This window comes from Musicola keenii (genome assembly GCF_014855505.1).
Lineage (GTDB): Bacteria > Pseudomonadota > Gammaproteobacteria > Enterobacterales > Enterobacteriaceae > Musicola > Musicola paradisiaca.
In genome coordinates this window covers 162,418-185,062 of record NZ_JAAWVW010000007.1, presented here as the reverse complement: position 1 = coordinate 185,062, position 22,645 = coordinate 162,418, and the positions used below count along the sequence as shown (strand labels likewise).

Annotated in this window: 20 protein-coding genes; 7 read left to right on the top strand and 13 right to left on the bottom strand. The window is 54.8% G+C overall.

What is annotated here, in order from left to right:
* Window positions 1–2: 2 nt before the first annotated feature.
* From mraY to mraZ, 7 genes are read right to left on the bottom strand one after another with little or no spacing between them, the layout of a single operon-like run.
* Window positions 3–1,085: a phospho-N-acetylmuramoyl-pentapeptide-transferase gene (gene mraY, locus HEP82_RS09965; protein ID WP_192457933.1), complete on the bottom strand. Its 1,083-nt coding sequence runs from the start codon at window positions 1,083–1,085 to the stop codon at window positions 3–5.
* Entirely contained in the window at window positions 1,079–2,440 is a 1,362-nt protein-coding gene (gene murF, locus HEP82_RS09960; protein ID WP_192457932.1) for a UDP-N-acetylmuramoyl-tripeptide--D-alanyl-D-alanine ligase, read from the bottom strand. The genes mraY and murF overlap by 7 nt, the downstream gene beginning before the upstream one ends.
* On the bottom strand, window positions 2,437–3,921 hold the full coding sequence (murE, locus tag HEP82_RS09955) for a UDP-N-acetylmuramoyl-L-alanyl-D-glutamate--2,6-diaminopimelate ligase (protein ID WP_192457931.1): 1,485 nt from the start codon (window positions 3,919–3,921) through the stop codon (window positions 2,437–2,439). Before murE ends, murF begins: the two co-directional genes overlap by 4 nt.
* Window positions 3,908–5,671, bottom strand: a complete 1,764-nt coding sequence (locus HEP82_RS09950; protein WP_192457930.1) for a peptidoglycan glycosyltransferase FtsI — start codon at window positions 5,669–5,671, stop codon at window positions 3,908–3,910. The genes murE and HEP82_RS09950 overlap by 14 nt, the downstream gene beginning before the upstream one ends.
* Window positions 5,672–5,692: 21 nt before the next feature.
* Window positions 5,693–6,016 carry a cell division protein FtsL gene (ftsL, locus tag HEP82_RS09945; RefSeq protein WP_192457929.1) on the bottom strand — a complete coding sequence of 108 codons (324 nt, stop codon included), beginning with the start codon at window positions 6,014–6,016 and terminating at the stop codon, window positions 5,693–5,695.
* Entirely contained in the window at window positions 6,013–6,954 is a 942-nt protein-coding gene (gene rsmH, locus HEP82_RS09940) for a 16S rRNA (cytosine(1402)-N(4))-methyltransferase RsmH (protein WP_192457928.1), read from the bottom strand. Before rsmH ends, ftsL begins: the two co-directional genes overlap by 4 nt.
* Window positions 6,955–6,956: 2 nt before the next feature.
* The gene (gene mraZ, locus HEP82_RS09935) at window positions 6,957–7,415 is read right to left on the bottom strand and encodes a division/cell wall cluster transcriptional repressor MraZ (protein WP_192457927.1); all 459 of its coding nucleotides are present in this window, start codon (window positions 7,413–7,415) and stop codon (window positions 6,957–6,959) included.
* 865 nt (window positions 7,416–8,280) lie between these two features.
* Here mraZ and HEP82_RS09930 point away from each other — a divergent pair.
* A complete protein-coding gene (locus tag HEP82_RS09930) occupies window positions 8,281–8,742 on the top strand; it encodes an L-alanine exporter AlaE (RefSeq protein WP_192457926.1) in 462 nt (153 codons plus the stop codon).
* Window positions 8,743–8,841: 99 nt separating this feature from the next.
* Here HEP82_RS09930 and cra read toward each other — a convergent pair whose 3' ends face one another.
* The 4 genes from cra to HEP82_RS09910 form a co-directional block, all read right to left on the bottom strand.
* On the bottom strand, window positions 8,842–9,846 hold the full coding sequence (cra, locus tag HEP82_RS09925; RefSeq protein ID WP_192457925.1) for a catabolite repressor/activator: 1,005 nt from the start codon (window positions 9,844–9,846) through the stop codon (window positions 8,842–8,844).
* A 226-nt stretch (window positions 9,847–10,072) separates the two neighbouring features.
* Window positions 10,073–10,564 (bottom strand): acetolactate synthase small subunit, encoded by a 492-nt coding sequence (ilvN, locus tag HEP82_RS09920; RefSeq protein ID WP_192457924.1) that lies wholly within the window; start codon window positions 10,562–10,564, stop codon window positions 10,073–10,075.
* 2 nt (window positions 10,565–10,566) lie between these two features.
* Window positions 10,567–12,288 carry an acetolactate synthase 3 large subunit gene (ilvI, locus tag HEP82_RS09915; RefSeq protein WP_192457923.1) on the bottom strand — a complete coding sequence of 574 codons (1,722 nt, stop codon included), beginning with the start codon at window positions 12,286–12,288 and terminating at the stop codon, window positions 10,567–10,569.
* 285 nt (window positions 12,289–12,573) lie between these two features.
* Window positions 12,574–14,379, bottom strand: a complete 1,806-nt coding sequence (locus HEP82_RS09910) for an AMP-dependent synthetase/ligase (protein ID WP_192457922.1) — start codon at window positions 14,377–14,379, stop codon at window positions 12,574–12,576.
* 404 nt (window positions 14,380–14,783) lie between these two features.
* Here HEP82_RS09910 and leuA point away from each other — a divergent pair, with 404 nt between their 5' ends.
* Genes leuA through leuD form a run of 4 tightly spaced genes read left to right on the top strand, consistent with a single transcriptional unit; the run spans window position 14,784 to window position 19,469 of the window.
* Complete coding sequence (leuA, locus tag HEP82_RS09900) at window positions 14,784–16,361, top strand: 2-isopropylmalate synthase (protein WP_192457921.1); 1,578 nt, start codon at window positions 14,784–14,786, stop codon at window positions 16,359–16,361.
* Window positions 16,361–17,452, top strand: a complete 1,092-nt coding sequence (gene leuB / locus HEP82_RS09895; RefSeq protein ID WP_192457920.1) for a 3-isopropylmalate dehydrogenase — start codon at window positions 16,361–16,363, stop codon at window positions 17,450–17,452. The genes leuA and leuB overlap by 1 nt, the downstream gene beginning before the upstream one ends.
* A 2-nt stretch (window positions 17,453–17,454) precedes the next feature.
* Entirely contained in the window at window positions 17,455–18,855 is a 1,401-nt protein-coding gene (gene leuC, locus HEP82_RS09890) for a 3-isopropylmalate dehydratase large subunit (RefSeq protein ID WP_192457919.1), read from the top strand.
* 11 nt (window positions 18,856–18,866) lie between these two features.
* Complete coding sequence (gene leuD / locus HEP82_RS09885) at window positions 18,867–19,469, top strand: 3-isopropylmalate dehydratase small subunit (RefSeq protein ID WP_192457918.1); 603 nt, start codon at window positions 18,867–18,869, stop codon at window positions 19,467–19,469.
* Window positions 19,470–19,522: 53 nt separating this feature from the next.
* Here the strand turns inward: leuD and HEP82_RS09880 are convergent, their stop codons facing one another.
* Window positions 19,523–20,422: a siderophore-interacting protein gene (locus HEP82_RS09880; protein WP_192457917.1), complete on the bottom strand. Its 900-nt coding sequence runs from the start codon at window positions 20,420–20,422 to the stop codon at window positions 19,523–19,525.
* 208 nt (window positions 20,423–20,630) lie between these two features.
* On the opposite strand from HEP82_RS09880, the gene tnaC reads away from it, so the two are divergent.
* A complete protein-coding gene (gene tnaC, locus HEP82_RS09875; protein ID WP_192457916.1) occupies window positions 20,631–20,741 on the top strand; it encodes a tryptophanase leader peptide in 111 nt (36 codons plus the stop codon).
* A 93-nt stretch (window positions 20,742–20,834) separates the two neighbouring features.
* Window positions 20,835–22,235, top strand: a complete 1,401-nt coding sequence (tnaA, locus tag HEP82_RS09870; RefSeq protein ID WP_192457915.1) for a tryptophanase — start codon at window positions 20,835–20,837, stop codon at window positions 22,233–22,235.
* Window positions 22,236–22,414: 179 nt separating this feature from the next.
* Here the strand turns inward: tnaA and sgrT are convergent, their stop codons facing one another.
* Window positions 22,415–22,576: a glucose uptake inhibitor SgrT gene (sgrT, locus tag HEP82_RS09865; RefSeq protein ID WP_225622400.1), complete on the bottom strand. Its 162-nt coding sequence runs from the start codon at window positions 22,574–22,576 to the stop codon at window positions 22,415–22,417.
* Window positions 22,577–22,645 lie beyond the last annotated feature (69 nt).

Below are 22,645 nucleotides of genomic sequence, written 5' to 3'. Positions count from 1 at the left end.
TTTTACCGCACCTTGAGCGTAACCAGTCCAATAAGCACCAGCATCAGCGAAATAATCCAGAAGCGCACGATCACCCGAGGCTCCGGCCACCCTTTAAGCTCGTAATGGTGATGAATCGGCGCCATGCGGAAAATCCGCTGGCCCCGCAGCTTAAAGGATCCCACCTGCAAAATGACGGACAGCGTTTCCACCACAAATACGCCGCCCATGATGACCAACAGAAACTCCTGGCGAAGCAGTACGGCGATGGTGCCCAGCGCGCCGCCCAGCGCCAGCGAGCCCACATCCCCCATGAAAACCTGCGCCGGATAGGTGTTAAACCATAAGAATCCCAGACCGGCGCCGACGATTGCGGTACAGACCACCACCAGTTCGCTGGCGTGGCGGATGTACGGAATATGCAGATAGCTGGCGAAATTCATGTTGCCGGTAGCCCAGGCCACCAATGCGAACCCTCCCGCAACGAATACCGTCGGCATAATCGCCAGGCCATCAAGACCGTCGGTCAGATTCACCGCATTACTGGTGCCGACAATCACAAAATAGGCCAGCACGATATAAAACAAGCCCAACTGCGGCATCACATCCTTGAAGAACGGCACCACCAATTGCGTAGCGGGCGTGCCCTTACCAATCGCATACATCGAAAACGCCACCACCAGCGCCAGCAACGACTGCCAGAAATATTTCCAGCGAGCGATAAGCCCCCGGGTGTCCTTGCGCACGACCTTGCGGTAGTCATCCACAAAACCGACGACGCCGTAGCCGAGCAGCACCAGCAGCACGCACCAGACATACGGGTTGGAGAGATTCACCCACAGCAATACCGAAATCACGATGGACGCCAGAATCATCACCCCGCCCATGGTCGGCGTACCGCGCTTGCTGAAGTGAGACTCAGGCCCTTCGTTGCGAACAACCTGACCTATCTGCAACCGCTGTAGCCATGCGATCAGATGCGGCCCCATCCACAGGGAAATAATCAGTGCGGTCAGCAGGCTGACAATGGCCCGGAACGTCAAATAGGAAAAGACGTTAAAGCCGGAATAAAACTTGACCAGATGCTCGGCCAGCCAAACTAACATGTTGCATGCTCCTGTAATGCACGTACTACCTGTTCCATCGCCGCGCTGCGTGAACCTTTAATCAAAACGGTAATGGTGTTGTGTTCCGCCACCAACGCCCGCAAGCGAGCCGTCAGGGCAGTCTTGTTATCAAAATGCTCGCCGACGCCGCTGGCCTCGCCAATCAATGCACTCAACGTTCCCACGCTCAACACTTTATCGATGCCGGCCAGTTTCGCCGCCGTGCCCACCTGACGATGGCAGGCTTCAGCCTCTTGCCCCAATTCGGCCATATCGCCGACGACCATCACCTGATATCCCGGCATTTCAGCCAGTACCTGAGCGGCGGCCGTCATCGAACCGACATTGGCGTTATAGCTGTCGTCCAGCAAACGCTTCCCGGGCGCCAGCAGAATCGGGAACAAGCGCCCCGGTACGGCCTGCAACCGAGATAGCCCGAGTTTAACCGCCTCGAGAGACGCACCGACGGAAATCGCCAGCGCGGCGGCGGCCAGCGCATTGGCGATATTGTGGCGCCCCGGCAACGGCAGAGTGACGTCTACCTGACCGACCGGCGTATGCAGTGTAAATGCCGTACCGAGATCCGCCGCACGAACATCACTGGCTTGGAAATCGGCCGATGATGCCGGCTGCGAAGAAAAACGCCACAGTGTCTTGCCGGCCAGAGACGGCTGCCAGCCGGCGATATCGTTACTGTCCGCATTGATAATGCCGATGCCGTTTTCCGGCAACCCATCGAAGATCTCGCCTTTGGCTTTCGCCACCCCGGCCAGCGAACCGAATCCTTCCAGATGCGCCGCCGCGATGTTGTTCACCAACGCGGTTTCCGGCTTCACCAGCTCGGTGGTATAGGCGATTTCGCCAATATGATTAGCGCCAAGCTCTATCACGGCGAAATCATGTTCGGGCGCCAGACGCAATAACGTCAACGGCACGCCGATGTCGTTATTGAAATTACCCGCGGTATACAGCACGTTGCCGCACTGACGCAAAATCGACGCCGTCATTTCCTTGACCGATGTCTTGCCGGAAGAACCGGTGAGCGCAACAACGCGCGCGTGAGACTGGCGGCGCACCCAGGCCGCCAGCGCACCCAGCGCTAGCCGAGTATCCGCCACCACCAGTTGAGGAACCTCAATAGGTAAGCGCTTGCTAACCACCAACGCCGCGGCACCGCCGGCAACAGCGTCAGCAGCGTAGTCATGCGCATCAAAATTTTCCCCGCGCAACGCGACGAACAGACAGCCCGCCGTCAATTTGCGGGTATCCGTGGAAACCTCGCTGATGGTGAGATTTTCACCCACCAACCGGGCGCCAAGCACTTCGACCAACTGTTGCAACGGGACGCGGATCATACGATAACCCCCAGTAGCCGTGCGACAGTGATGCGATCTGAATAATCCAACCGCTCATTTCCTACTAACTGATAATCTTCATGCCCTTTGCCTGCGACCAGGACTACATCGTCGGCGGCAGCCTGCATGATTGCGCTGGTCACTGCCTCCGCCCGTCCTGCGATCGCCTGCACTCTCCCGGCATCCAACAACCCGCTCAGGATATCGCTTACGATCGCCTGAGGATCCTCGCTGCGCGGGTTATCGTCCGTGACAATAACCCGGTCGGCCAGTTGTTCCGCAATCGCCCCCATAAGTGGGCGCTTACCTTTATCGCGATCGCCGCCGCAGCCGAATACGCACCACAGCTTGCCGTGACAGTGTAAACGGGCAGCCTCCAGCGCTTTTTCCAATGCATCAGGCGTATGGGCGTAATCCACCACGACGGTCGGCCGGCCATCGGCAACAAAAACCTCCATTCTACCGCATACCGGCTGTAACGTAGAACCGGTGATGACCAGTTGTTCCAGCGGATAACCCAGCGACAGCAACGTCGCCAGCGACAACAACAGGTTACTGACGTTGAACGCCCCCATCAGGCTGCTGTCAATGACACCTTGCCCCCATGAGGAATCGAAGTGCACCGTAAAACCACTGTTGTGATAGTCAACCCGCGTAGCCTTCAGCCACTGCCGACGCGCAGCGCCGATATCGCCGCGAACAGACACGGCGACGGCATCAGGCAAACGTTCGAGCCAGCGGCGCCCCACCTCGTCATCGGCGTTAATCACAGCCTGGCCAACGCGATGTTCGGAAAACAGGCGCCACTTAGCGGCTTCATAGCTCGCCATATCGCCGTGATAATCCAGATGATCACGGCTCAGGTTGGTGAAAGCTGCGGCGGCGAACGACACATCCTCGACACGATGCTGCACCAGTCCGTGAGACGAAACTTCCATCGCCGCCACCTGAGCGCCTTGAGCGACGAACTGGCTCAATACCTGCTGCACATCCACTGCAGACCCGGTGGTATTCTCAGCCGGCGTCACATGTCCTAACAACCCGTTGCCCACGGTTCCCATCACCGCGCTGGTCTTTCCCAACGCCTGCGTCCACTGCGCCAGCAACTGTGCCGTGGTGGTTTTGCCATTAGTTCCCGTTACACCGATTAGCTGCAGTGTGTCAGACGGATGCTGATAAAAACGCCCGGCCAGAGCAGACAAGCGCTGGTTCAAATCGTCGAGATAGACCACGGGAACGCCATGCAGCTCACAGCAGGTTCCGTTTGGCGACGCGGCATCGGCCTGCGCCACAATAGCCGCGACGCCCTGCGCGATCGCCTGCGGAATATAGTGCCGCCCATCCGTTTTGTGGCCGACGACAGCGACAAACAGATCCCCGGCAGCCGCTACACGGCTGTCTAATGTCATTTCTCGCAGCACACGCTCCGGTGCATTTGCCACCCACGGAGCCAGCAAGTCGCGCAAGTTACGATCTGCCACCTGAACCCTCTTTTCTGTTAATCACGTATTCGCTTTTGTCACCGGTCGCCAACGCATCGGGCTCGATATTCATGGTGCGCAGCACGCCCCCCATGATGGCTCCGAACACCGGCGCCGATACCGCACCGCCGTAATATTTGCCCGCCTGGGGATCGTTGATGACCACAACCAGCGCGAAACGAGGATTGCTGGCAGGTGCCACCCCGGCGGTATAGGCGATATATTTGTTAATGTATTTGCCGTCCGGGCCGACTTTTTTCGCCGTACCGGTTTTGATAGCAATACGATATCCTTTAACAGCGGCTTTGGTTCCGCCGCCGCCGGGCAGCGCCACGCTCTCCATCATGTGCACCACGGTACGGACAATCTGCTCGGAAAATATGCGTTCTCCCGGCACTGGGGGATCGACTTTAGTAATGGAAAGCGGACGGTAAATGCCGAAGCTGCCGATGGTGGCGTACATCCTCGCCAGTTGCAGCGGCGTCACCATCAGGCCATATCCGAATGAAAAGGTAGCGCGTTCAATATCCGACCAACGTTGACGGTTGGGAAACAGCCCCAGACTTTCACCGACCAACCCCAGATTGGTCGCTTTACCGAGACCGAAACGAGAGTAAGTATCCACTAACGCAGCAGCAGGCATCGCCAGAGCTAGATGCGACACCCCGACGTTACTGGATTTCTGCAGCACGCCCGTCAGCGTCAGCTCGCTGTAGCGCGCAACGTCCTTGATCTCGTGCCCATTGATGTAATACGGCAACGTGTTAAGCACCGCATTTTCCTTCACGACGTTACGCTGCAGCGCCGTCATCACCACCATCGGCTTCACGGTCGAACCGGGTTCGAAAATATCAGTAATGGCGCGGTTACGGATCACGTCAGTCGGCGTACCCGTCAGGTTGTTCGGGTTGTAGGACGGGCTGTTGGCCATCGCCAGCACTTCGCCGGTATTCACATCCACCAGCACGGCGGTGCCGGATTCGGCCTTGTTGAAGGCTACGGCGTTGTTCAGTTCGCGATAGACGAGCGCCTGCAACCGCTCGTCGATACTGAGCACCAGATTATGCGCGGCCTGGCTGTCCACCGATGAAATATCTTCGATCACCCGCCCGAATCTATCCTTACGTACCGTGCGCTCCCCCGGCCTGCCGGTCAACCAGCGATCGAAGCTTTTTTCAATGCCTTCAATGCCCTGCCCGTCAATATTAGTAAAACCGATAAGATGGGAAGTCACCTGCCCAGAGGGATAATAACGACGAGATTCCTGACGCAGGTTGATGCCAGGCAGCTTCAACTTATGGATATACTCGCCGATCGCCGGATTAACCTGACGCGCGAGATAAACAAAGCGTCCGTCTGGATTGGCGTTAATCTTCGCCGCGATCTGATCCAACGGGATACCCAGCGCATCAGCCAGCGCCTTCCAGCGCGTATCCAGCGAGATACCGCCATGATCGTTCAGATCTTTCGGATCGGCCCAGACGGCATTGACCGGTACGCTGACCGCCAACGGACGACCGGCACGGTCGCTGATCATGCCCCGCGCAGTCGGAATTTCCTGCACACGCAGCGAACGCATATCACCTTCGCGCACCAGCTTATCGGGCGCTATCACCTGCAGATAAGCGGTACGCATCATCAATCCAACCAGGCATAGCAAAATACCGCCGCAAAGCAACGCAAAACGCCAGCTGACAAAGCTGGCATGCTCTTCCTGACGCTTCAATTTTCCTGGGCGCGCGGCTTTCATCGTTTAGCGATACCTATTCAATCATTGTTGCTTAACCACAATATTTTCCTGTGAAGGATCGACATGCACCATATGAAGCTTTTCTGTAGCAATTTGTTCAACGCGGCTGTGATCGCCCAGCGCGTTCTCCTCAAGAATTAGGTTGCGCCATTCAATATCCAACGCATCACGTTCCAGCAACAGCCTTTCGCGCTCCGCCGTCAACAAACGTGTCCGGTGCGCAGTCGTCACCACCAGGATCGCGGAGACCAGCACGGCAATCAGCAACAGCATCGGCAACTTGCCATAACGCAGCAAATCACCGCCAATCACCGCCCCGAGAGAGTGGCGCTCATTGCCGATCACGCGGGTAGTCTCTCGGCAAAACGCAAGACGGAACTACGCGCCCTCGGGTTTTCCCCGACTTCACTTTCCGAAGGCATCATTTTCCCGACCGCCTTCAGCGTGCGTCCCCCCTGACTCTTCAACTGAGCCTCCGTCAACGGCAACCCCGCTGGCACCTGGGGCCCGCGACTATGCTGGCGGATAAAACGTTTTACAATGCGATCTTCCAGCGAATGAAAGCTGATGACCGATAAGCGGCCATGTGGAGCCAACACCTGCAGAGCGCCTTCCAGGGCCCGTTCAATCTCGTCCAATTCGCTGTTGATATAAATCCGGATGGCCTGAAAGGAACGTGTCGCCGGGTGTTTGTGTTTTTCGCGGATCGGGCAAGCGGCAGCGATCAACTCCGCCAACGCTTTAGTACGAGTCAATGGTTCAACGCGATTACGCTCCACAATGGCGCGTGCGATACGTTTGGCAAAACGCTCCTCGCCAAAGGTTTTCAGCACCCAAGCGATGTCGTCGGCCTCTGCGTTCATCAACCATTCAGCCGCAGAAACGCCGCGAGAGGGATCCATGCGCATATCCAGCGGCCCATCGCGCATAAATGAGAATCCGCGTTCAGGATCATCAAGCTGAGGAGAAGAAACACCCAAATCTAACAAGATACCGTCGATCCGACCGGCAAGACCACGCTCGGCGACATAATCGGCCAATGACGAAAACGGGCCGTGAATAATTGAAAAACGCGCATCATGAATAGCGCTTGCCGCGGACACGGCCTGAGGATCGCGATCGATCGCCAACAGCCGACCGTCCGTTCCAAGATGGGACAGAATAAGACGGGAGTGGCCGCCGCGGCCAAACGTACCGTCGATATAGATACCGTTACTGCGGATATTCAGACCGTTGACAGCCTCATCCAGCAGTACGGTGGTATGTTTAAACGTTTCTGCCATGGCTATAGTGATAAATCCTGCAATCGCTCAGACAACGGTTCCTGAGATGATTGCGTAGCGTCCATATCCTCCTTGACTTGCCGATACCAGGTCTGTTCATCCCACAGTTCAAACTTGTTGAACTGACCGACCAGCATCACTTCTTTTGTCAGTCCTGCGTGTTGCCTAAGGGTCGGAGCAATCAGCAATCGCCCGGCCCCATCCATCTGGCACTCGCTCGCGTGCCCTAACAACAACCGCTGCACACGACGCTCCGCAGGATTCATACTCGACAGGCGGGAAAGTTTCTGCTCGATGAGTTCCCACTCAGGCAGAAGATAAAGCAGTAGACAGGGCTGATGGAGGTCAATGGTGCATACCATTTGCCCTTGAGCTTCCTCGTTCAGTAATTCCCGATAACGGGTAGGTACGGCAAGCCGTCCTTTACTGTCGAGGTTTACCAGCGTAGCCCCACGAAACATGACAGTATTTAGCCCTTCATGATCTTCTTTACCACTTTATCCCACAAAATCCCACGCTTCAAAGTTTACGGAGGGGATGAAAAGCTTGTCAAGCCAGTACAAACGGGCCAAGGAATTATTCTTGCTTTAATTGGAAGGTAAAAAGCCGACAAAAAAAACACCCACGAAAAAATAATGACGAGTAATAACGTGATTATTTAAGTAAAATTAATGACTTTTAAGAACGCGCTCTAAGATATAGGTTTTTTAATTACGCGCAATATTATTTTTCCTGACACAAATCGATACGTATTTCACAAATATCAGTGAATTCTTAAAAAGATTTTTTTGTTTGATTTTTAAACGTTTTTTTAAATTCATATCCTGACTATCAGTATAAATACCGGTCAGATTCTTTTTATTGATATCTGCTTCTCATTTTTTTACTGCAATTACATCAATGGATTACTTCAATTTACGTTATATATCCATAATCGAAACATAATCGACAAATTTGCTAACAACACCGCCTGAATACTGTTTGAATTCACAGTGTATTGCGGTGAAAAATATTTCTCGAAAAATCCTGTTTTCGCCTCTACTTCCGCTTACTCCCTCGTCTTATTGCTTCCCCTTTACCCGTATAAAAACACAACGCATTGTTTTTAAAAAACTTTAATCCATAAGAAATGATAATTGCACGTAAAAAGTATTCTATGCCCATAAAGTCACGAGAATGAACAAAAAACACACAAAAATAAAAATTTTAAGCTACTTATTAAACACCATTCAGATATGTAAACTATATAAAAGCTAAAAACACAAAACTAAAAACCAAACAAAAGCATCATTTATAAACGTATCATCTAGTAAAGTGGAGAAAAATATGCCCCCCTTGCTTGATCGCTTGCGCAGTGTCCTGGCGGATACTTTTGCAATGGTGATTTATTGCTTCATTACCGGTATGGCGGTAGAACTGCTGCTTTCTGAAATGACGTTTCAGCAATCGCTGTCTTCCCGATTACTCTCCATTCCTGTCAATATCGTTATTGCGTGGCCTTATGGGCTTTACCGTGACCGCATTGTGGCGTTGTTATTAAAATGGGGAAAAAACAAGCATGGGATAAGAAATCTGGCCGACTTGTTTGCCTACGTGAGTTTTCAGTCCCCCGTGTATGCCGCAATACTTTGGGCAATTGGCGCTGACGTGTCTCAAATCGTAAGAGCTGTGGGTAGTAATGCTATTATTTCTATGTTAATGGGCGTGGTGTACGGTTATTTCCTGGAATATTGTCGTCATCTTTTCCGCGTACCGGTTCTAAACCGTCAGCGAATTGGCAGTAATTAAGAGAAAGCATTAGCAGATGGGTATATATAATATACGGGAAAAATAGGAATGCTCTTATCACGTTGGAAATCCCCACGATTTCCAACGTGCCGCAGAAATCTAACGACGATTCAAAAATCCACGACGATATAAATTACGCCGAATCCGATATAGCCCCGGTTTAGGTTTACGGGGTTCGTCCAAGCTAGCCAGAACCAATTCCAGAACCCGCTCTGCGACTTCACGATGACGCTGTGCGACGGCCAGCACCTGACATTCCAGGAAATCCAGCAGTTCGTTATCACCAAACGTGGCGATAGCCAGATTGTTGGGCAGGCGTCCGCTTTGCTTCAACGTCACATCCATCACCCCCTGCAACAACGGGAAAGAAGTCGTGAACAACGCTTCCGGCATAGGGTGATCCTTCAGATAATCCGCGAATCTTGCCGCCGCTGCGCTGCGCTCATAACTATTGGCATAGACGAACGACACCTTACGCGGATCGTCGGCCCAGGCACTGCGAAACCCCTGCTCACGCAGGAAACTCACGGATAACTCAGGCAGCGCCCCCAGATAGAGCACAGATTCGGCGGGGACTTTACGCAGTTCTTGCGCCAGCATCTCGGCATCTTCCCTATCCGCGCCGACCACGCTGGCAAAGTGCTCGCGATCCAGCGCGCGATCCAACGCAATCACCGGTAAGGGATCATTCGCCCAACGCTGATAAAACGGATGTTCCGGCGGTAGTGCCGTCGACACAATGATTGCATCCACCTGCCGTTGCAGCAGATGCTCGATACAACGCATTTCATTATCAGGCTGATCTTCGGAGCAGGCGATAAGTAGCTGATAACCTCGCTGGCGGGCCTGACGCTCCAGATAATTGGCAATACGGGTATAACTGGTGTTCTCCAGATCGGGGATCACCAACCCGATGGATCGGGTGCGCCCGGCACGCAAACCTGCAGCCACAGCATTCGGATGATAATTATGCTCTCTGACCACAGCCATAACCTTCTCAACGGTTTTATCGCTGACGCGATACTGTTTTGCCTTTCCGTTGATAACGTAACTGGCAGTGGTACGCGAAACGCCCGCAAGACGCGCGATTTCATCCAGTTTCACTGGTAACCCCTTAATAAGCCGGATAAAAGAATGAAGTGATAACCATGTATTAGCCATGGATATAATACCGATCTAACCGCAGAAAACACTGACGGGCAACCGCTTTTATGACTTAATTAATTCATAAAGAGACCGGAGATCCGCATAATTATCGGACCTCCGGCGCTTAGCAGTAAACCGCTAACTACGTTCGAGACAAAAGGGGCTGATCCAGATAACGTACCGTTCAGCGCATCACGCGATCACCGCGGGAAACACCGACAATCCCTGAACGAACGACTTCAACAATTTCAGCGACTTCACGCACAGTATGAAGAAATGCGTCCAGCTTATCGCTGGCTCCTGCGAGCTGAACGGTATACAGCGAGGGCGTCACATCAATGATTTGGCCGCGGAAAATCTCAGTGGTACGTTTGACCTCCTCCCGGCCATAACCGGTCGCCTGAATCTTCACCAGCATCAGTTCGCGCTCGACATAAGCCCCTTGCCCCAGCTCACTGACGCGCAGAACGTCCACCAGCTTGTGCAATTGCTTTTCGATCTGCTCCAGAACCTTCTCATCCCCAACCGTCTGGATCGTCATACGCGACAGCGTAGGATCGTCCGTCGGCGCGACCGTGAGGCTTTCAATGTTATAACCACGCTGAGAAAACAAGCCGACCACGCGCGACAGGGCACCTGATTCGTTTTCCAACAATACCGATAAAATCCGACGCATGATCAGGTCCTCTCCGTCTTGCTTAACCACATTTCATCCATTCCGCCGCCACGGATCTGCATAGGGTAGACATGCTCGCTGCTGTCCACCCGAACATCCACAAACACCAACCGGTTTTTCTGCGCCAGCGCTTCTTGCAGCTTCGGCTCCAGCTCTTCCGGCTTATCGATGGCGATCCCCACATGGCCGTAGGCTTCCGCCAGACGAACAAAATCAGGCAGAGATTCCATATAAGAACTGGAGTGGCGACCGGAATAGATCATGTCCTGCCACTGTTTCACCATTCCCAAGAAACGGTTGTTAAGATTCACAACCACAATAGGCAGGTCATACTGCAGCGCGGTGGACAACTCCTGAATATTCATCTGGATACTACCGTCACCGGTCACACAGACCACCGTTTCTTCCGGCAAGGCCAGTTTGATGCCCAACGCCGCAGGCAGACCGAACCCCATCGTGCCCAACCCACCGGAATTGACCCAACGTCGCGGCAGATCGAACGGATAATACAGTGCGGCAAACATCTGGTGCTGGCCGACATCAGAGGCAACATAAGCCTTACCCTGCGTCAGGCGGTGCAACGTCTCGATGACAGCCTGAGGTTTGATGGTGTCCCCTTCGGGGTTGTATTTCAGGCATTGGCGGGCGCGCCATTGCTCGATACGCTGCCACCAATCGCGCAATGTATCAAAATTCTGTTGCGCTTCCCCGCCTTGAGCCAACAGTTCCAGCATCAACCCGAGTACCTGGCGAGCATCGCCGACGATGGGAATATCCGCCGCCACCGTTTTGGAAATGGAAGTAGGATCGATGTCGATATGCAACACCGTGGCATTCGGGCAGTATTTCGCCAGATTATTGGTGGTGCGATCGTCAAAACGCACTCCGACGGCGAAAATCACATCCGCATTGTGCATCGCCATATTGGCTTCATAAGTACCGTGCATCCCCAGCATCCCCAGACTCTGGCGATGCGTGCCTGGGAAACCGCCCAGCCCCATCAATGACTCGGCGACCGGCAAATTCAATTTTTCCACCAGCTCACGCAATTCCTGATGGCAGCCTGCATTAATAACGCCGCCCCCGGCATAAACCACAGGACGCTCTGCCGTCAGCAACGTCTGCAATGCACGTTTCACCTGCCCTTTATGCCCCTGAACAGTCGGGTTGTAGGAACGCATGGAAACGTGATCGGGATAAGCGTAAGGCAGTTTTTTCGCCGGATTGAGAATATCTTTCGGCAGATCCACCACGACAGGGCCGGGGCGCCCACTGGCTGCCAGATAGAAGGCCTTTTTGAGCACGGTGGGAATGTCTTCCGTCTGCTTGACCAGATAGCTGTGTTTCACGACCGGCCGGGAAATCCCGACCATGTCACACTCCTGAAACGCATCATAACCAATCAACGAGGTGGCGACCTGGCCGGAAATCACCACCAACGGGATGGAGTCCATGTAAGCCGTGGCGATACCGGTAATGGCGTTGGTCGCCCCAGGCCCCGAAGTCACCAACACGACGCCCACCTCGCCCGTGGCACGGGCATACCCGTCCGCCATATGTACCGCGCCTTGTTCATGACGCACCAGAATATGCTCTATGCCGCCAACCGTATGCAGGGCATCGTAAATATCCAGCACCGCGCCGCCTGGATAGCCGAACACGTGCTTAACGCCCTGATCGATCAACGATCGGATCACCATTTCGGCGCCTGACAACATCTCCATGGGTTTGCCTCTTCTGTTCAGATGCGAATTGCTTCCGTTTAACGCGGGATACCCCGCCTAACGTTATATTTCGATATAACTTATTAACATAACGCCAGATTATAGTGCAGGCAAACGCTTGCCCACAGGTCTGGACGCTTCATTTCGGTAAACGAACTGTTAAAGGGGTAACGACTGAGATAAAACGCTAAAGAGTGCGCGCCGGGTTGGGAATTATGCCGCGGCGCCCATTGATTAAAGTGTGAAATATCGACGACGAATTTCTATGGTTCGACGGCGGAGCGATCACTCCGCGTACATTGCGTCGATTTCAGGCTGATAACGTTGATGAATGACTTTACGACGCAGTTTTAATGTCGGCGTCAGTTCGCCGTCTTCCATGCTAAACGGCGCGGGCAGAAGGGTAAATTTCTTCACTTGTTCGAAACGTGCGAACTCCTTCTGCATCTCCTGCAAACGTTGTTCAAACAATTCCAGAATATGATTGTGGCGCAAGAGATCCAGCCGATCCTGATAGCGAAGATTGATGGAGCGGGCGTACTCCTCTAAAGCCTCGAAACACGGCACAATCAGGGCCGAGACATATTTACGCGCATCCGCAATCACCGCCACCTGCTCGATATAGCGATCTTGCCCCAAGGTGCCTTCCAGGCACTGAGGAGCAATATATTTTCCGCCGGAGGTCTTCATCAGATCCTTGATGCGTTCGGTAATAAACAGATTTCCCCTCTCGTCCAGTTCGCCTGCATCACCCGTCTTAAACCAGCCATCTGGCGTAAAGGCCGCGGCAGTCTCTTCCGGACGATGAAAATAGCCGCGCATCACCGTAGCCCCCCGCACCTGAATTTCATTCTCCTCGCCGATACGAACCTCGATACCGGGCAACGGCATCCCCACCGACATCAGAGAGGTCGCCTCATGCTCCCAGCAGGATACCGTCGCACAGGTTTCCGTCAGGCCATATCCGTAAACGATGCGAACACCTATCGACTGAAAAAAAGCGATGATATTACCGTCAAGACGAGCGCCCGCCGCAGGCAGGAAGCGAACCCGACCACCGAGCAATTGCCGCAGGCGCTGCAATACCAGCCGGTCGGCGATGCTATGCGCGGCGCGGCTCCAGAAGCCGACACGTCTATCGGCTTGCCGACGGACATGCAGATGACGCCCTCGTTCCAGCGCCCAGCGGAACAGCAGGCGACGATGCCACGGTGCCTGAGCCACTTTTTCGTGAATACCGCAGTACACCTTTTCGTAAAAGCGTGGCACCGCACACATCAACGTCGGCGACACCGCCTCCATGGCGGCCCGAACCTGATTGGTATCGCTCAGGTACACATTCAGCGCGCCACAATGCATGATGAAAAAGCTCCATGCCCGTTCAAATACGTGGGACAACGGCAAAAAGCACAGGGAAACATCTTGGTCAGAGACGTCAAGCCGTTCATCATGCAGCTTGAGTTGAGTCGCCATGTTGGCGTAATCCAGCATCACACCTTTAGGCTCGCCGGTCGTTCCTGAGGTATAAATCAGCGTAAACAGATCATTCAAATCGCTTTCGTCAATACGCCGTTGCAGCTCAGGCAACCAAACCGCCTCATCCGCCGCTGCTTCAAACTCCCGCAAATACACCGCAATATCGCACCCACGACGCCGAATATTGTCATCCAGCAGAATGATATGGCGAAGTTGAGGACAGGTCTCGCGTAACGACATCAAGGTATCGAACTGCGCCTGCCCGCCGACAAAAACCGTGCGAATATCCGCATCGTTGAGAATGAATGCCGCCTGTCCCACAGAACTGGTGGCATACAGAGGCACCGAAATTGCCCGCAAATGTAACAAGGCCAGATCCACCAGTGACCAGTTGATCCCGTTATCCGAGAAAATAGCCACCCGTTCCTGCACTTCGATCCCCAATGCAAGCAATCCACAGGCGATACGGTTGACTCGCTCTCCGACCTGCCGCCAGACCAAATGCTGCTCACGCTCAGGATCCCATTCCCGAAACGCCGGCGCATCAGCTCGAACAGCGACCTGATGCTGAATACGTTGAACCAAATGATAGTGTGATAATGGATGTTTACTCATGAAGTGCGGGCCAGAAAATTTCAGCGAACAGGTGTACGTTTCTGGGCAGGAGTCTACCGTGAGCGCATTCCGGTTGAAAGCGCTTTCCCCGGTTTCCACTTGCGAAATGTGACGGCTGAAGCGTCTTTGACCCGGCTCTTCTCGCCAATCCGTGGTTGACATCCCTCCGGGAATCAAGTACCAATAACGCCAGCACAAAATTTTAATCACTCTGGATGACAGAACAACATGTTCAACTTCGCTCAACTACTAGGCCTACTACTAAACGCATCTCACATGCGCGGTATGCCGGTGGGCGAAAATCAGAGCTGATTTCACGTCACACGTATAAAAACCCGCGCCACTGCGCGGGTTTTTTTTTACTCGCCGGGCGCCCAGACAAACAGGATAAAAGGAAGAGACCAATGAGCCAGCAAGTCATTATTTTCGATACCACATTGCGCGACGGTGAACAGGCATTGCAGGCCAGCTTGAGCGTCAAAGAAAAAATTCAGATCGCGATGGCGCTGGAGCGCATGGGTGTTGACGTTATGGAAGTAGGTTTTCCGGTATCCTCTCCAGGCGACTTTGAATCCGTACAGAGCATTGCTCGCCAGATCAAGAATAGCCGTGTCTGCGCGCTCGCTCGTTGCGTTGAAAAGGATATAGATGTGGCCGCTGAAGCGCTGCGTGTAGCGGAAGCATTCCGCATTCATACCTTCATCGCCACCTCGCCGATGCATATCGCCACTAAGCTGCGCAGCACGCTGGACGAAGTGATCGAACGCGCCATCTACATGATCAAACGCGCGCGCAACTACACCGACGACGTTGAATTCTCCTGCGAGGATGCCGGACGCACTCCGATTGAAGATCTGTCCCGGGTCGTGGAAGCTGCGATCAACGCCGGGGCGCGCACCATCAACATTCCGGATACCGTCGGCTACACCCTGCCCCACGAATTCGGCAACATCATCGCTTCTCTGTACCAGCGCGTTCCCAACATCGACAAAGCCATTATTTCCGTCCATACCCATGATGATCTGGGGCTGGCGGTCGGCAACGCCATGGCGGCAGTGCATGCCGGTGCGCGCCAGGTTGAAGGCACGCTGAACGGCATTGGCGAACGCGCAGGCAACTGTGCGTTGGAAGAAGTGATTATGGCGCTCAAGGTACGTAGTCAACTGATGGGCCTGCACACCGGCATAAACCATCAGGAAATTTACCGCACTAGCCAGATCGTCAGCAAAATCTGCAATATGCCGATTCCGGCGAACAAAGCGGTGGTGGGCGCCAATGCCTTTGCGCACTCTTCCGGTATTCATCAGGACGGCGTACTGAAAAACCGCGAAAACTACGAAATCATGACACCGGAATCCATCGGCCTGAAAGAAGTACAGTTGAATCTGACTTCCCGTTCCGGCCGCGCCGCGGTGAAACACCGCATGGAAGAAATGGGTTACAAAGAACACGACTACAATATGGACGACCTCTACGCCGCCTTCCTGAAACTGGCGGATAAAAAAGGCCAGGTGTTCGACTACGATCTGGAAGCGCTGGCGTTTATCAATAACCAGCAGGAAACCTCCGAGTTTTATCGTCTGGATTACTTCAGCGTACAGTCCGGTTCCAGCGTGATGGCGACCGCTTCCGTCAAACTGTTCTGCGGTGAAGAAAATATCTCCGAAGCCGCGACCGGCAACGGCCCGGTCGATGCTGTCTATCAGGCTATCAACCGTATCACCGGCTACCCGATTACGCTGGTCAAATACCAGCTGTCCGCCAAAGGGCAGGGTAAAGAAGCGCTGGGGCAAGTGGATATCGTCGCCGAATACCAGGGGCGTCGCTTCCATGGCGTTGGTCTGGCCACCGATATTGTGGAATCCTCCGCCAATGCGCTGGTTAACGTATTGAATAACATCAAACGGGCGCAACTGGTTGAGAAGGAAGTACAACGTTTGCAGCAACACAACAATAAACAAAACAGTCAGGAAACAGTGTGATGACCAAGAGTTACCATATCGCCGTACTGCCGGGTGATGGCATCGGCCCGGAAGTGATGGCGCAAGCCCACAAGGTTCTGGATGCAGTTCGTCAGCGTTTCGATCTGCGTATCACCACCAGCGAATACGACGTCGGCGGTATCGCCATCGATCGTCAGGGTACCCCGCTGCCGCAGGGCACCATTGCCGGCTGCGAGCAGGCCGACGCCATACTGTTCGGTTCGGTCGGCGGCCCGAAATGGGAACACCTGCCACCCGCAGAACAGCCTGAGCGTGGCGCGCTGTTGCCGTTGCGCAAGCACTTTCGACTGTTCAGCAACCTGCGCCCGGCGAAACTGTATCAGGGTCTGGAAGCGTTCTGCCCGCTGCGCAGCGATATCGCGGCCAAAGGCTTCGATATCCTGTGTGTGCGTGAACTGACGGGCGGTATCTATTTTGGTCAGCCGAAGGGGCGCGAAGGCAGCGGCATGCACGAACGCGCGTTCGATACCGAGGTCTATCACCGTTTTGAAATTGAACGTATTGCGCGCATCGCGTTTGAATCCGCCCGTAAACGCCGCCGCGTCGTGACCTCCATCGACAAAGCCAACGTGCTGCAAAGCTCAATTCTGTGGCGTGAAATCGTCAATGAAATTGCGCGTGACTACCCGGACGTGCACCTGAACCATCTGTACATCGACAACGCCACCATGCAGCTGATCAAAGACCCGGCTCAATTCGACGTCCTGCTGTGTTCCAACCTGTTCGGCGACATTCTGTCCGATGAATGCGCCATGATCACCGGTTCGATGGGGATGCTGCCGTCAGCCAGCCTGAACGAACAGGGTTTTGGCTTGTACGAACCCGCGGGCGGTTCCGCACCGGATATTGCCGGCAAAAACATCGCCAACCCCATTGCCCAGATTCTGTCCGCCGCCCTGCTGCTGCGCTACAGCCTGAACGCCGGCGAAGCGGCAGACGCCATTGAACTGGCGGTGAATAAAGCGCTGGCGGCCGGTTATCGTACCGGCGATCTGACCAGCGACGGCAATGCCGTCAGCACCGATGAAATGGGCGACGCAATTGCCCGGTTTGTAGCGGAAGAGGCGTAATCATGAGTAAGACCTTATATCAGAAGCTGTTTGAAGCACATGTGGTTCACGAAGCGCCGAATGAAACGCCGCTGCTGTATATCGACAGGCATCTGGTGCACGAAGTCACATCGCCGCAGGCGTTCGACGGCCTGCGCGCCATGGGGCGTAGCGTTCGCCAGCCGGGCAAAACCTTCGCCACCATGGATCACAACGTCTCGACCCAGACGCGCGACATCAACGCCAGCGGCGAAATGGCCCGTATTCAAATGCAGGAGCTTATCAAGAACTGCGCTGAATTCGGCGTCCAACTGTATGACCTGAATCATCCGTTTCAGGGCATCGTGCATGTGATCGGGCCGGAACAGGGCATGACCCTGCCGGGTATGACCATCGTCTGCGGCGACTCCCACACCGCCACCCACGGCGCTTTCGGCGCTCTGGCATTTGGTATCGGTACTTCAGAAGTCGAACATGTGCTGGCGACGCAGACCTTGAAACAGGGCCGCGCCAAAACCATGAAAATCGAAGTCACCGGCGACGCCGCTCCCGGCATCACCGCCAAAGACATTGTACTGGCGATCATCGGCAAAACCGGTAGCGCAGGCGGTACTGGCTATGTTGTGGAATTCTGCGGCAAGGCGATTGAAGCGCTGAGCATGGAAGGCCGTATGACCCTGTGCAACATGGCGATCGAAATGGGCGCCAAGGCCGGCCTGGTCGCGCCGGATGAAACCACCTTCGCCTACCTGAAAGGCCGTCAGTTCGCGCCGAAAGGCAGCGATTGGGATGACGCCGTCGCCTATTGGACATCGCTGAAATCCGATGCCGACGCCGTTTTTGATGCAGTTGTCACCCTGAGCGCCGCCGATATCGCGCCGCAAGTCACCTGGGGCACCAACCCAGGCCAGGTGATCGCCGTCAACCAGCAGATTCCGGCGCCGGAGTCCTTCAACGATCCGGTGGAACGCGCATCCGCAGCCAAAGCGCTGGCCTACATGGGCCTGGAGGCAGGTGTAAAACTGACCGATGTCGCCATCGACAAAGTGTTCATCGGTTCCTGCACCAACTCCCGGATTGAAGATCTGCGAGCGGCGGCGGCTATCGCTAAAGGCCGCAAAGTCGCCGCCGGCGTACAAGCTTACGTGGTGCCGGGGTCTGGCCCGGTCAAAGCACAGGCGGAGGAGGAAGGTCTGGACAAGATCTTTATCGAAGCCGGTTTCGAATGGCGTCTGCCCGGCTGCTCCATGTGTCTGGCCATGAATAACGACCGGTTGAATCCGGGCGAGCGTTGCGCCTCCACCAGCAACCGCAACTTCGAAGGGCGTCAGGGCCGTGGCGGCCGCACCCATCTGCTCAGCCCGGCGATGGCCGCGGCGGCGGCGGTGACGGGCCGTTTCGCTGATATCCGTGAACTGAATTAAGAGAGGCAACCATGGCTAAATTTACTCAACACACAGGTCTGGTGGTGCCGCTGGATGCCGCCAATGTCGATACCGATGCGATCATCCCGAAACAGTTCCTGCAGAAAGTCACCCGTACCGGGTTCGGTCAGCATCTGTTCCACGACTGGCGCTTTCTTGATGACGCGGGCCAGCACCCCAACCCGGAGTTCGTACTGAACCAGCCGCGCTATAAAGGCGCCAGCATCCTGTTGGCTCGTGAAAACTTCGGCTGCGGATCGTCCCGCGAACACGCCCCCTGGGCGTTGACCGACTACGGTTTCAAAGTGGTGATCGCACCGAGCTTCGCCGACATCTTCTACGGCAACGCCTTCAACAACCAGTTGCTGCCGGTGAAACTGAGCGAAAATGACATTGACGATCTGTTCACTCTGGTGGCAAACCACAACGGCATCACTTTTACGGTGGATCTGGAAGCCCAGACCGTGCAGGCCGGCGAGAAAACCTATTCGTTCGAGATCGACAGCTTCCGTCGTCACTGCATGATCAACGGGCTGGACAGTATCGGCCTGACGTTACAGCACGATGCGGCGATCGCCCGTTACGAACAACAGCAACCGGCATTCCTGCGTTAATGCCACGGTTTACGACGGTAAAGCCCACCTCGGTGGGCTTTGTTTTAACCTGATTAATGTGAACGAGCCCCACGGCTCCAATAAGCCATAAACGTCACCGCTTCGCGTGCAATACCGCGCTCTCCCAGCAGATAACGCCGCAGGTTCTTTACTGACGAAGACTCGGCAGCAATCCACCCGAAAAACTCGCCTTGCTGCACCTGAGCACGTTCCCACAGCACCTCATCGTCAGGAATCTCCTGCACGTCCAGACCCGACGGGGATACGGCTTCCGGCAACTGCGCCGACTGGCGTACCGCCGCCAATAACCGCTCACCATAGCTCGCACCGGTATCTTCACGCGGCAGCCAGAACACCTCAGCAAAAGCGAACTGGCTCAGGTCGACGCAGTCCGCCGCCAGCGGTACCTCGATAAACGCCTGAACTCGTGGCGGTTCAGCCCGTTCAGCGAGCTGCTCAAGAATGCCTTTCACCGCCGGCAAGGCCGTTTCATCGGCGGCCAACATCACTTGCGTCACCCTGGGCGGCAACACCCACTCATACCCACCACAATCATCAGGAAAAGCGCCATTGGGCGCCACCGCCTGAACTTCAGCACCCGGCTGGGCCGTCATCGCCCAGGACGATGCCGGGCCTTCGGTTCCGTGGATAACAAACTCCACCTCCATTTCGCCTTTTTCTGTGTCCAGACGTCGCATCGTATAGGTGCGTGGAATCGGCCGCTGCGCCTTCGGCAACTGCTGCGCCAGCCGATACCATTCACCTTCGGTCGGCAACCGGGAGGGCGTGCCGTCTTCAGAAGGAAACAGCAGTTTGATGCGTTGGTCCGGCGCGCCCATTTTCATTTCCCTGACCGCCTCGCCGCCAAACACGCAACACATCAACGATGGTGTCAGCATTTCCTTGCGCATCAATGTGATATCAAACACCTTATACCCCTGAACTCCCGACATAATCCGCCTCTCTGGTTGTCAAATCATCACGTCTGCCCGCAAACCGGCCTCACCCGGCCTCGCCGCAAAGACGATAATGATAACAATTATCTATAGCATTTACACCGGTAAGCACAAGGCCTCGCTTCTGACTGCCGGAGCGATCACAGTCCCCACCGCAGAGACGTTTTATGCTGTGGTTCCGTTATACCCTGCGTAGGGAGGACTCATGACACGCATCATTCGGTGTTATCGCCTGAGCATCTCCGGCGATAATCGCCCTTGGTTTAACATCGACCACCGTCTCACCAACGATTTCCCTCGTCCGTTTCATGCCTGATTCATCACTAAGCTGACTTTTTCCTTTTACTTCAATTTATTGACCCCGTATTGCGGCGCTCATGCCCGCACACTGGCGTCATGGAGATATCGCATGAAACGCATTCCCGAGCCTTTTCGCATCAAAATGGTGGAAAACATCCGTATGACATCCCGCGCCGAACGTGAACAAGCGCTACAGGACGCGGGCTACAACCCGTTTCTGCTGCGCAGCGAGGATGTCTATATCGACCTGCTGACCGATTCCGGCACCGGCGCGATGAGCGACCGTCAATGGGCAGGCCTGATGATGGGGGACGAAGCCTACGCCGGTTCACGCAACTATTACCACTTATGCGATCAGGTGAAATCGCTGTTGGGCTACCCCTTTACCATCCCGACCCATCAAGGACGTGGCGCAGAACAGATCCTGTTTCCCTGCCTGCTGGCGAAAAAACGCCGGGAAGGTGGCGGACAAAAGCCGGTCTTCATCTCTAATTTTCATTTTGATACCACCGCTGCACACGTCGAAATGACCGGAGCACGCGCCATCAACGTCGTCACGCCGAAAGCATTCGACACCACCACCTATTACGACTGGAAAGGCGATTTCGATCTCGATCTACTGCAATCGGCCATCGAACAGCACGGCCCGGAAAATGTGGTCGCCATCATCACCACGGTGACGTGCAACAGCTCCGGCGGCCAGCCGGTTTCCATGAGCAATATGCGCGAGGTCTACCGTATTGCGCAGCAGCACCGGATCCCGGTCGTGATCGATTCCGCCCGTTTCTGCGAAAACGCCTGGTTTATCAAACAGCGCGAAGCGGGTTATCAGCAACGGAGCATCAAAGACATCATTTACGAGATGTATCAGTACGGCGATATGCTCACCATGTCGGCGAAAAAGGATCCGATGGTGAATATCGGCGGCCTGTGCTGTTTTCGCAGCGATGAAGATCTGTACAACGACGTGCGGGTACGCTGCGTGCCGCTGGAAGGTTTCGTCACCTATGGCGGGCTGGCCGGGCGTGATATGGAAGCGCTGGCCATCGGTCTGGAAGAGGGCACCAATGAAGACTTTCTCACCTATCGTATCGGTCAGGTGACTTACCTCGGCGAACGCCTGAAAGCCGCCGGTATCCCGATTCAGTACCCGGTGGGCGGGCACGCGGTGTTCGTCGATGCCAAAAAATTGCTGCCCCATATTCCGCCGGAACAATTCCCGGCGCAGGCGCTGAACAACGCACTCTATCTGGAGGCAGGGATCCGTAGCGTGGAGATCGGTTCGCTGCTGCTGGGGCGCGACCCGGACACCGGTGAGCAGAAACCCTCGCCGCTGGAGCTATTGCGGTTAACTATCCCCCGCCGGGTTTACACCAATGACCATATGGACTACATCGCCGATGCATTAATTGCGCTGAAAGCCCAGGCGCATGACATCAAAGGCCTGACGTTCACCTACGAACCGCCGGTGTTGCGCCATTTCGTGGCTAAACTCAAGCCAGTGGAGTAAAACCCGCGGTCTTCAGACTGCATTGAGCATAAAAAAAGCCAGCGGATCATTCCGCTGGCTGGTGAAACGCACCATTACTCAGAAAATCAGGCCGCTCCGGAACCGGACGACACCGGTACACGGTCTTTGCTGACGGAACGTCACCTGAAGCCGCGATGCCGCAACACTCACATCCGTTATCACAGCCAATGGCGATATTCTTCTTCGTTCATCTCGCCAATCTGCCACTGTGTCACCTGCAACAGCAATGCCATACGCTGTGACGTCGACAAAAAACACCATAAACCGCGCCTGCCGTGACGCAGCCAACGCACATAGAAACGATACTGACAGGTCATCATCCGCCTCCTCACACTGCGTTGTTCACTGACCCAAAGTATCGACGTAATATAGGGAAAAATATATTGATG

What these genes read in the sequence shown, in the direction of transcription:
- mraZ (WP_192457927.1), bottom strand. Translation starts at nt 7,415, where the DNA reads ATGTTTCGTGGGGCTACGCTGGTAAACCTCGACAGTAAAGGACGGCTT.
- tnaA (WP_192457915.1), top strand. Translation starts at nt 20,835, where the DNA reads ATGAAACGCATTCCCGAGCCTTTTCGCATCAAAATGGTGGAAAACATC.
- ilvN (WP_192457924.1), bottom strand. Translation starts at nt 10,564, where the DNA reads ATGCGTCGGATTTTATCGGTATTGTTGGAAAACGAATCAGGTGCCCTG.
- HEP82_RS09930 (WP_192457926.1), top strand. Translation starts at nt 8,281, where the DNA reads ATGCCCCCCTTGCTTGATCGCTTGCGCAGTGTCCTGGCGGATACTTTT.
- leuA (WP_192457921.1), top strand. Translation starts at nt 14,784, where the DNA reads ATGAGCCAGCAAGTCATTATTTTCGATACCACATTGCGCGACGGTGAA.
- HEP82_RS09950 (WP_192457930.1), bottom strand. Translation starts at nt 5,671, where the DNA reads ATGAAAGCCGCGCGCCCAGGAAAATTGAAGCGTCAGGAAGAGCATGCC.
- tnaC (WP_192457916.1), top strand. Translation starts at nt 20,631, where the DNA reads ATGACACGCATCATTCGGTGTTATCGCCTGAGCATCTCCGGCGATAAT.
- leuB (WP_192457920.1), top strand. Translation starts at nt 16,361, where the DNA reads ATGACCAAGAGTTACCATATCGCCGTACTGCCGGGTGATGGCATCGGC.
- murF (WP_192457932.1), bottom strand. Translation starts at nt 2,440, where the DNA reads ATGATCCGCGTCCCGTTGCAACAGTTGGTCGAAGTGCTTGGCGCCCGG.
- rsmH (WP_192457928.1), bottom strand. Translation starts at nt 6,954, where the DNA reads ATGGCAGAAACGTTTAAACATACCACCGTACTGCTGGATGAGGCTGTC.
- ilvI (WP_192457923.1), bottom strand. Translation starts at nt 12,288, where the DNA reads ATGGAGATGTTGTCAGGCGCCGAAATGGTGATCCGATCGTTGATCGAT.
- sgrT (WP_225622400.1), bottom strand. Translation starts at nt 22,576, where the DNA reads ATGATGACCTGTCAGTATCGTTTCTATGTGCGTTGGCTGCGTCACGGC.
- HEP82_RS09880 (WP_192457917.1), bottom strand. Translation starts at nt 20,422, where the DNA reads ATGTCGGGAGTTCAGGGGTATAAGGTGTTTGATATCACATTGATGCGC.
- HEP82_RS09910 (WP_192457922.1), bottom strand. Translation starts at nt 14,379, where the DNA reads ATGAGTAAACATCCATTATCACACTATCATTTGGTTCAACGTATTCAG.
- leuD (WP_192457918.1), top strand. Translation starts at nt 18,867, where the DNA reads ATGGCTAAATTTACTCAACACACAGGTCTGGTGGTGCCGCTGGATGCC.
- leuC (WP_192457919.1), top strand. Translation starts at nt 17,455, where the DNA reads ATGAGTAAGACCTTATATCAGAAGCTGTTTGAAGCACATGTGGTTCAC.
- mraY (WP_192457933.1), bottom strand. Translation starts at nt 1,085, where the DNA reads ATGTTAGTTTGGCTGGCCGAGCATCTGGTCAAGTTTTATTCCGGCTTT.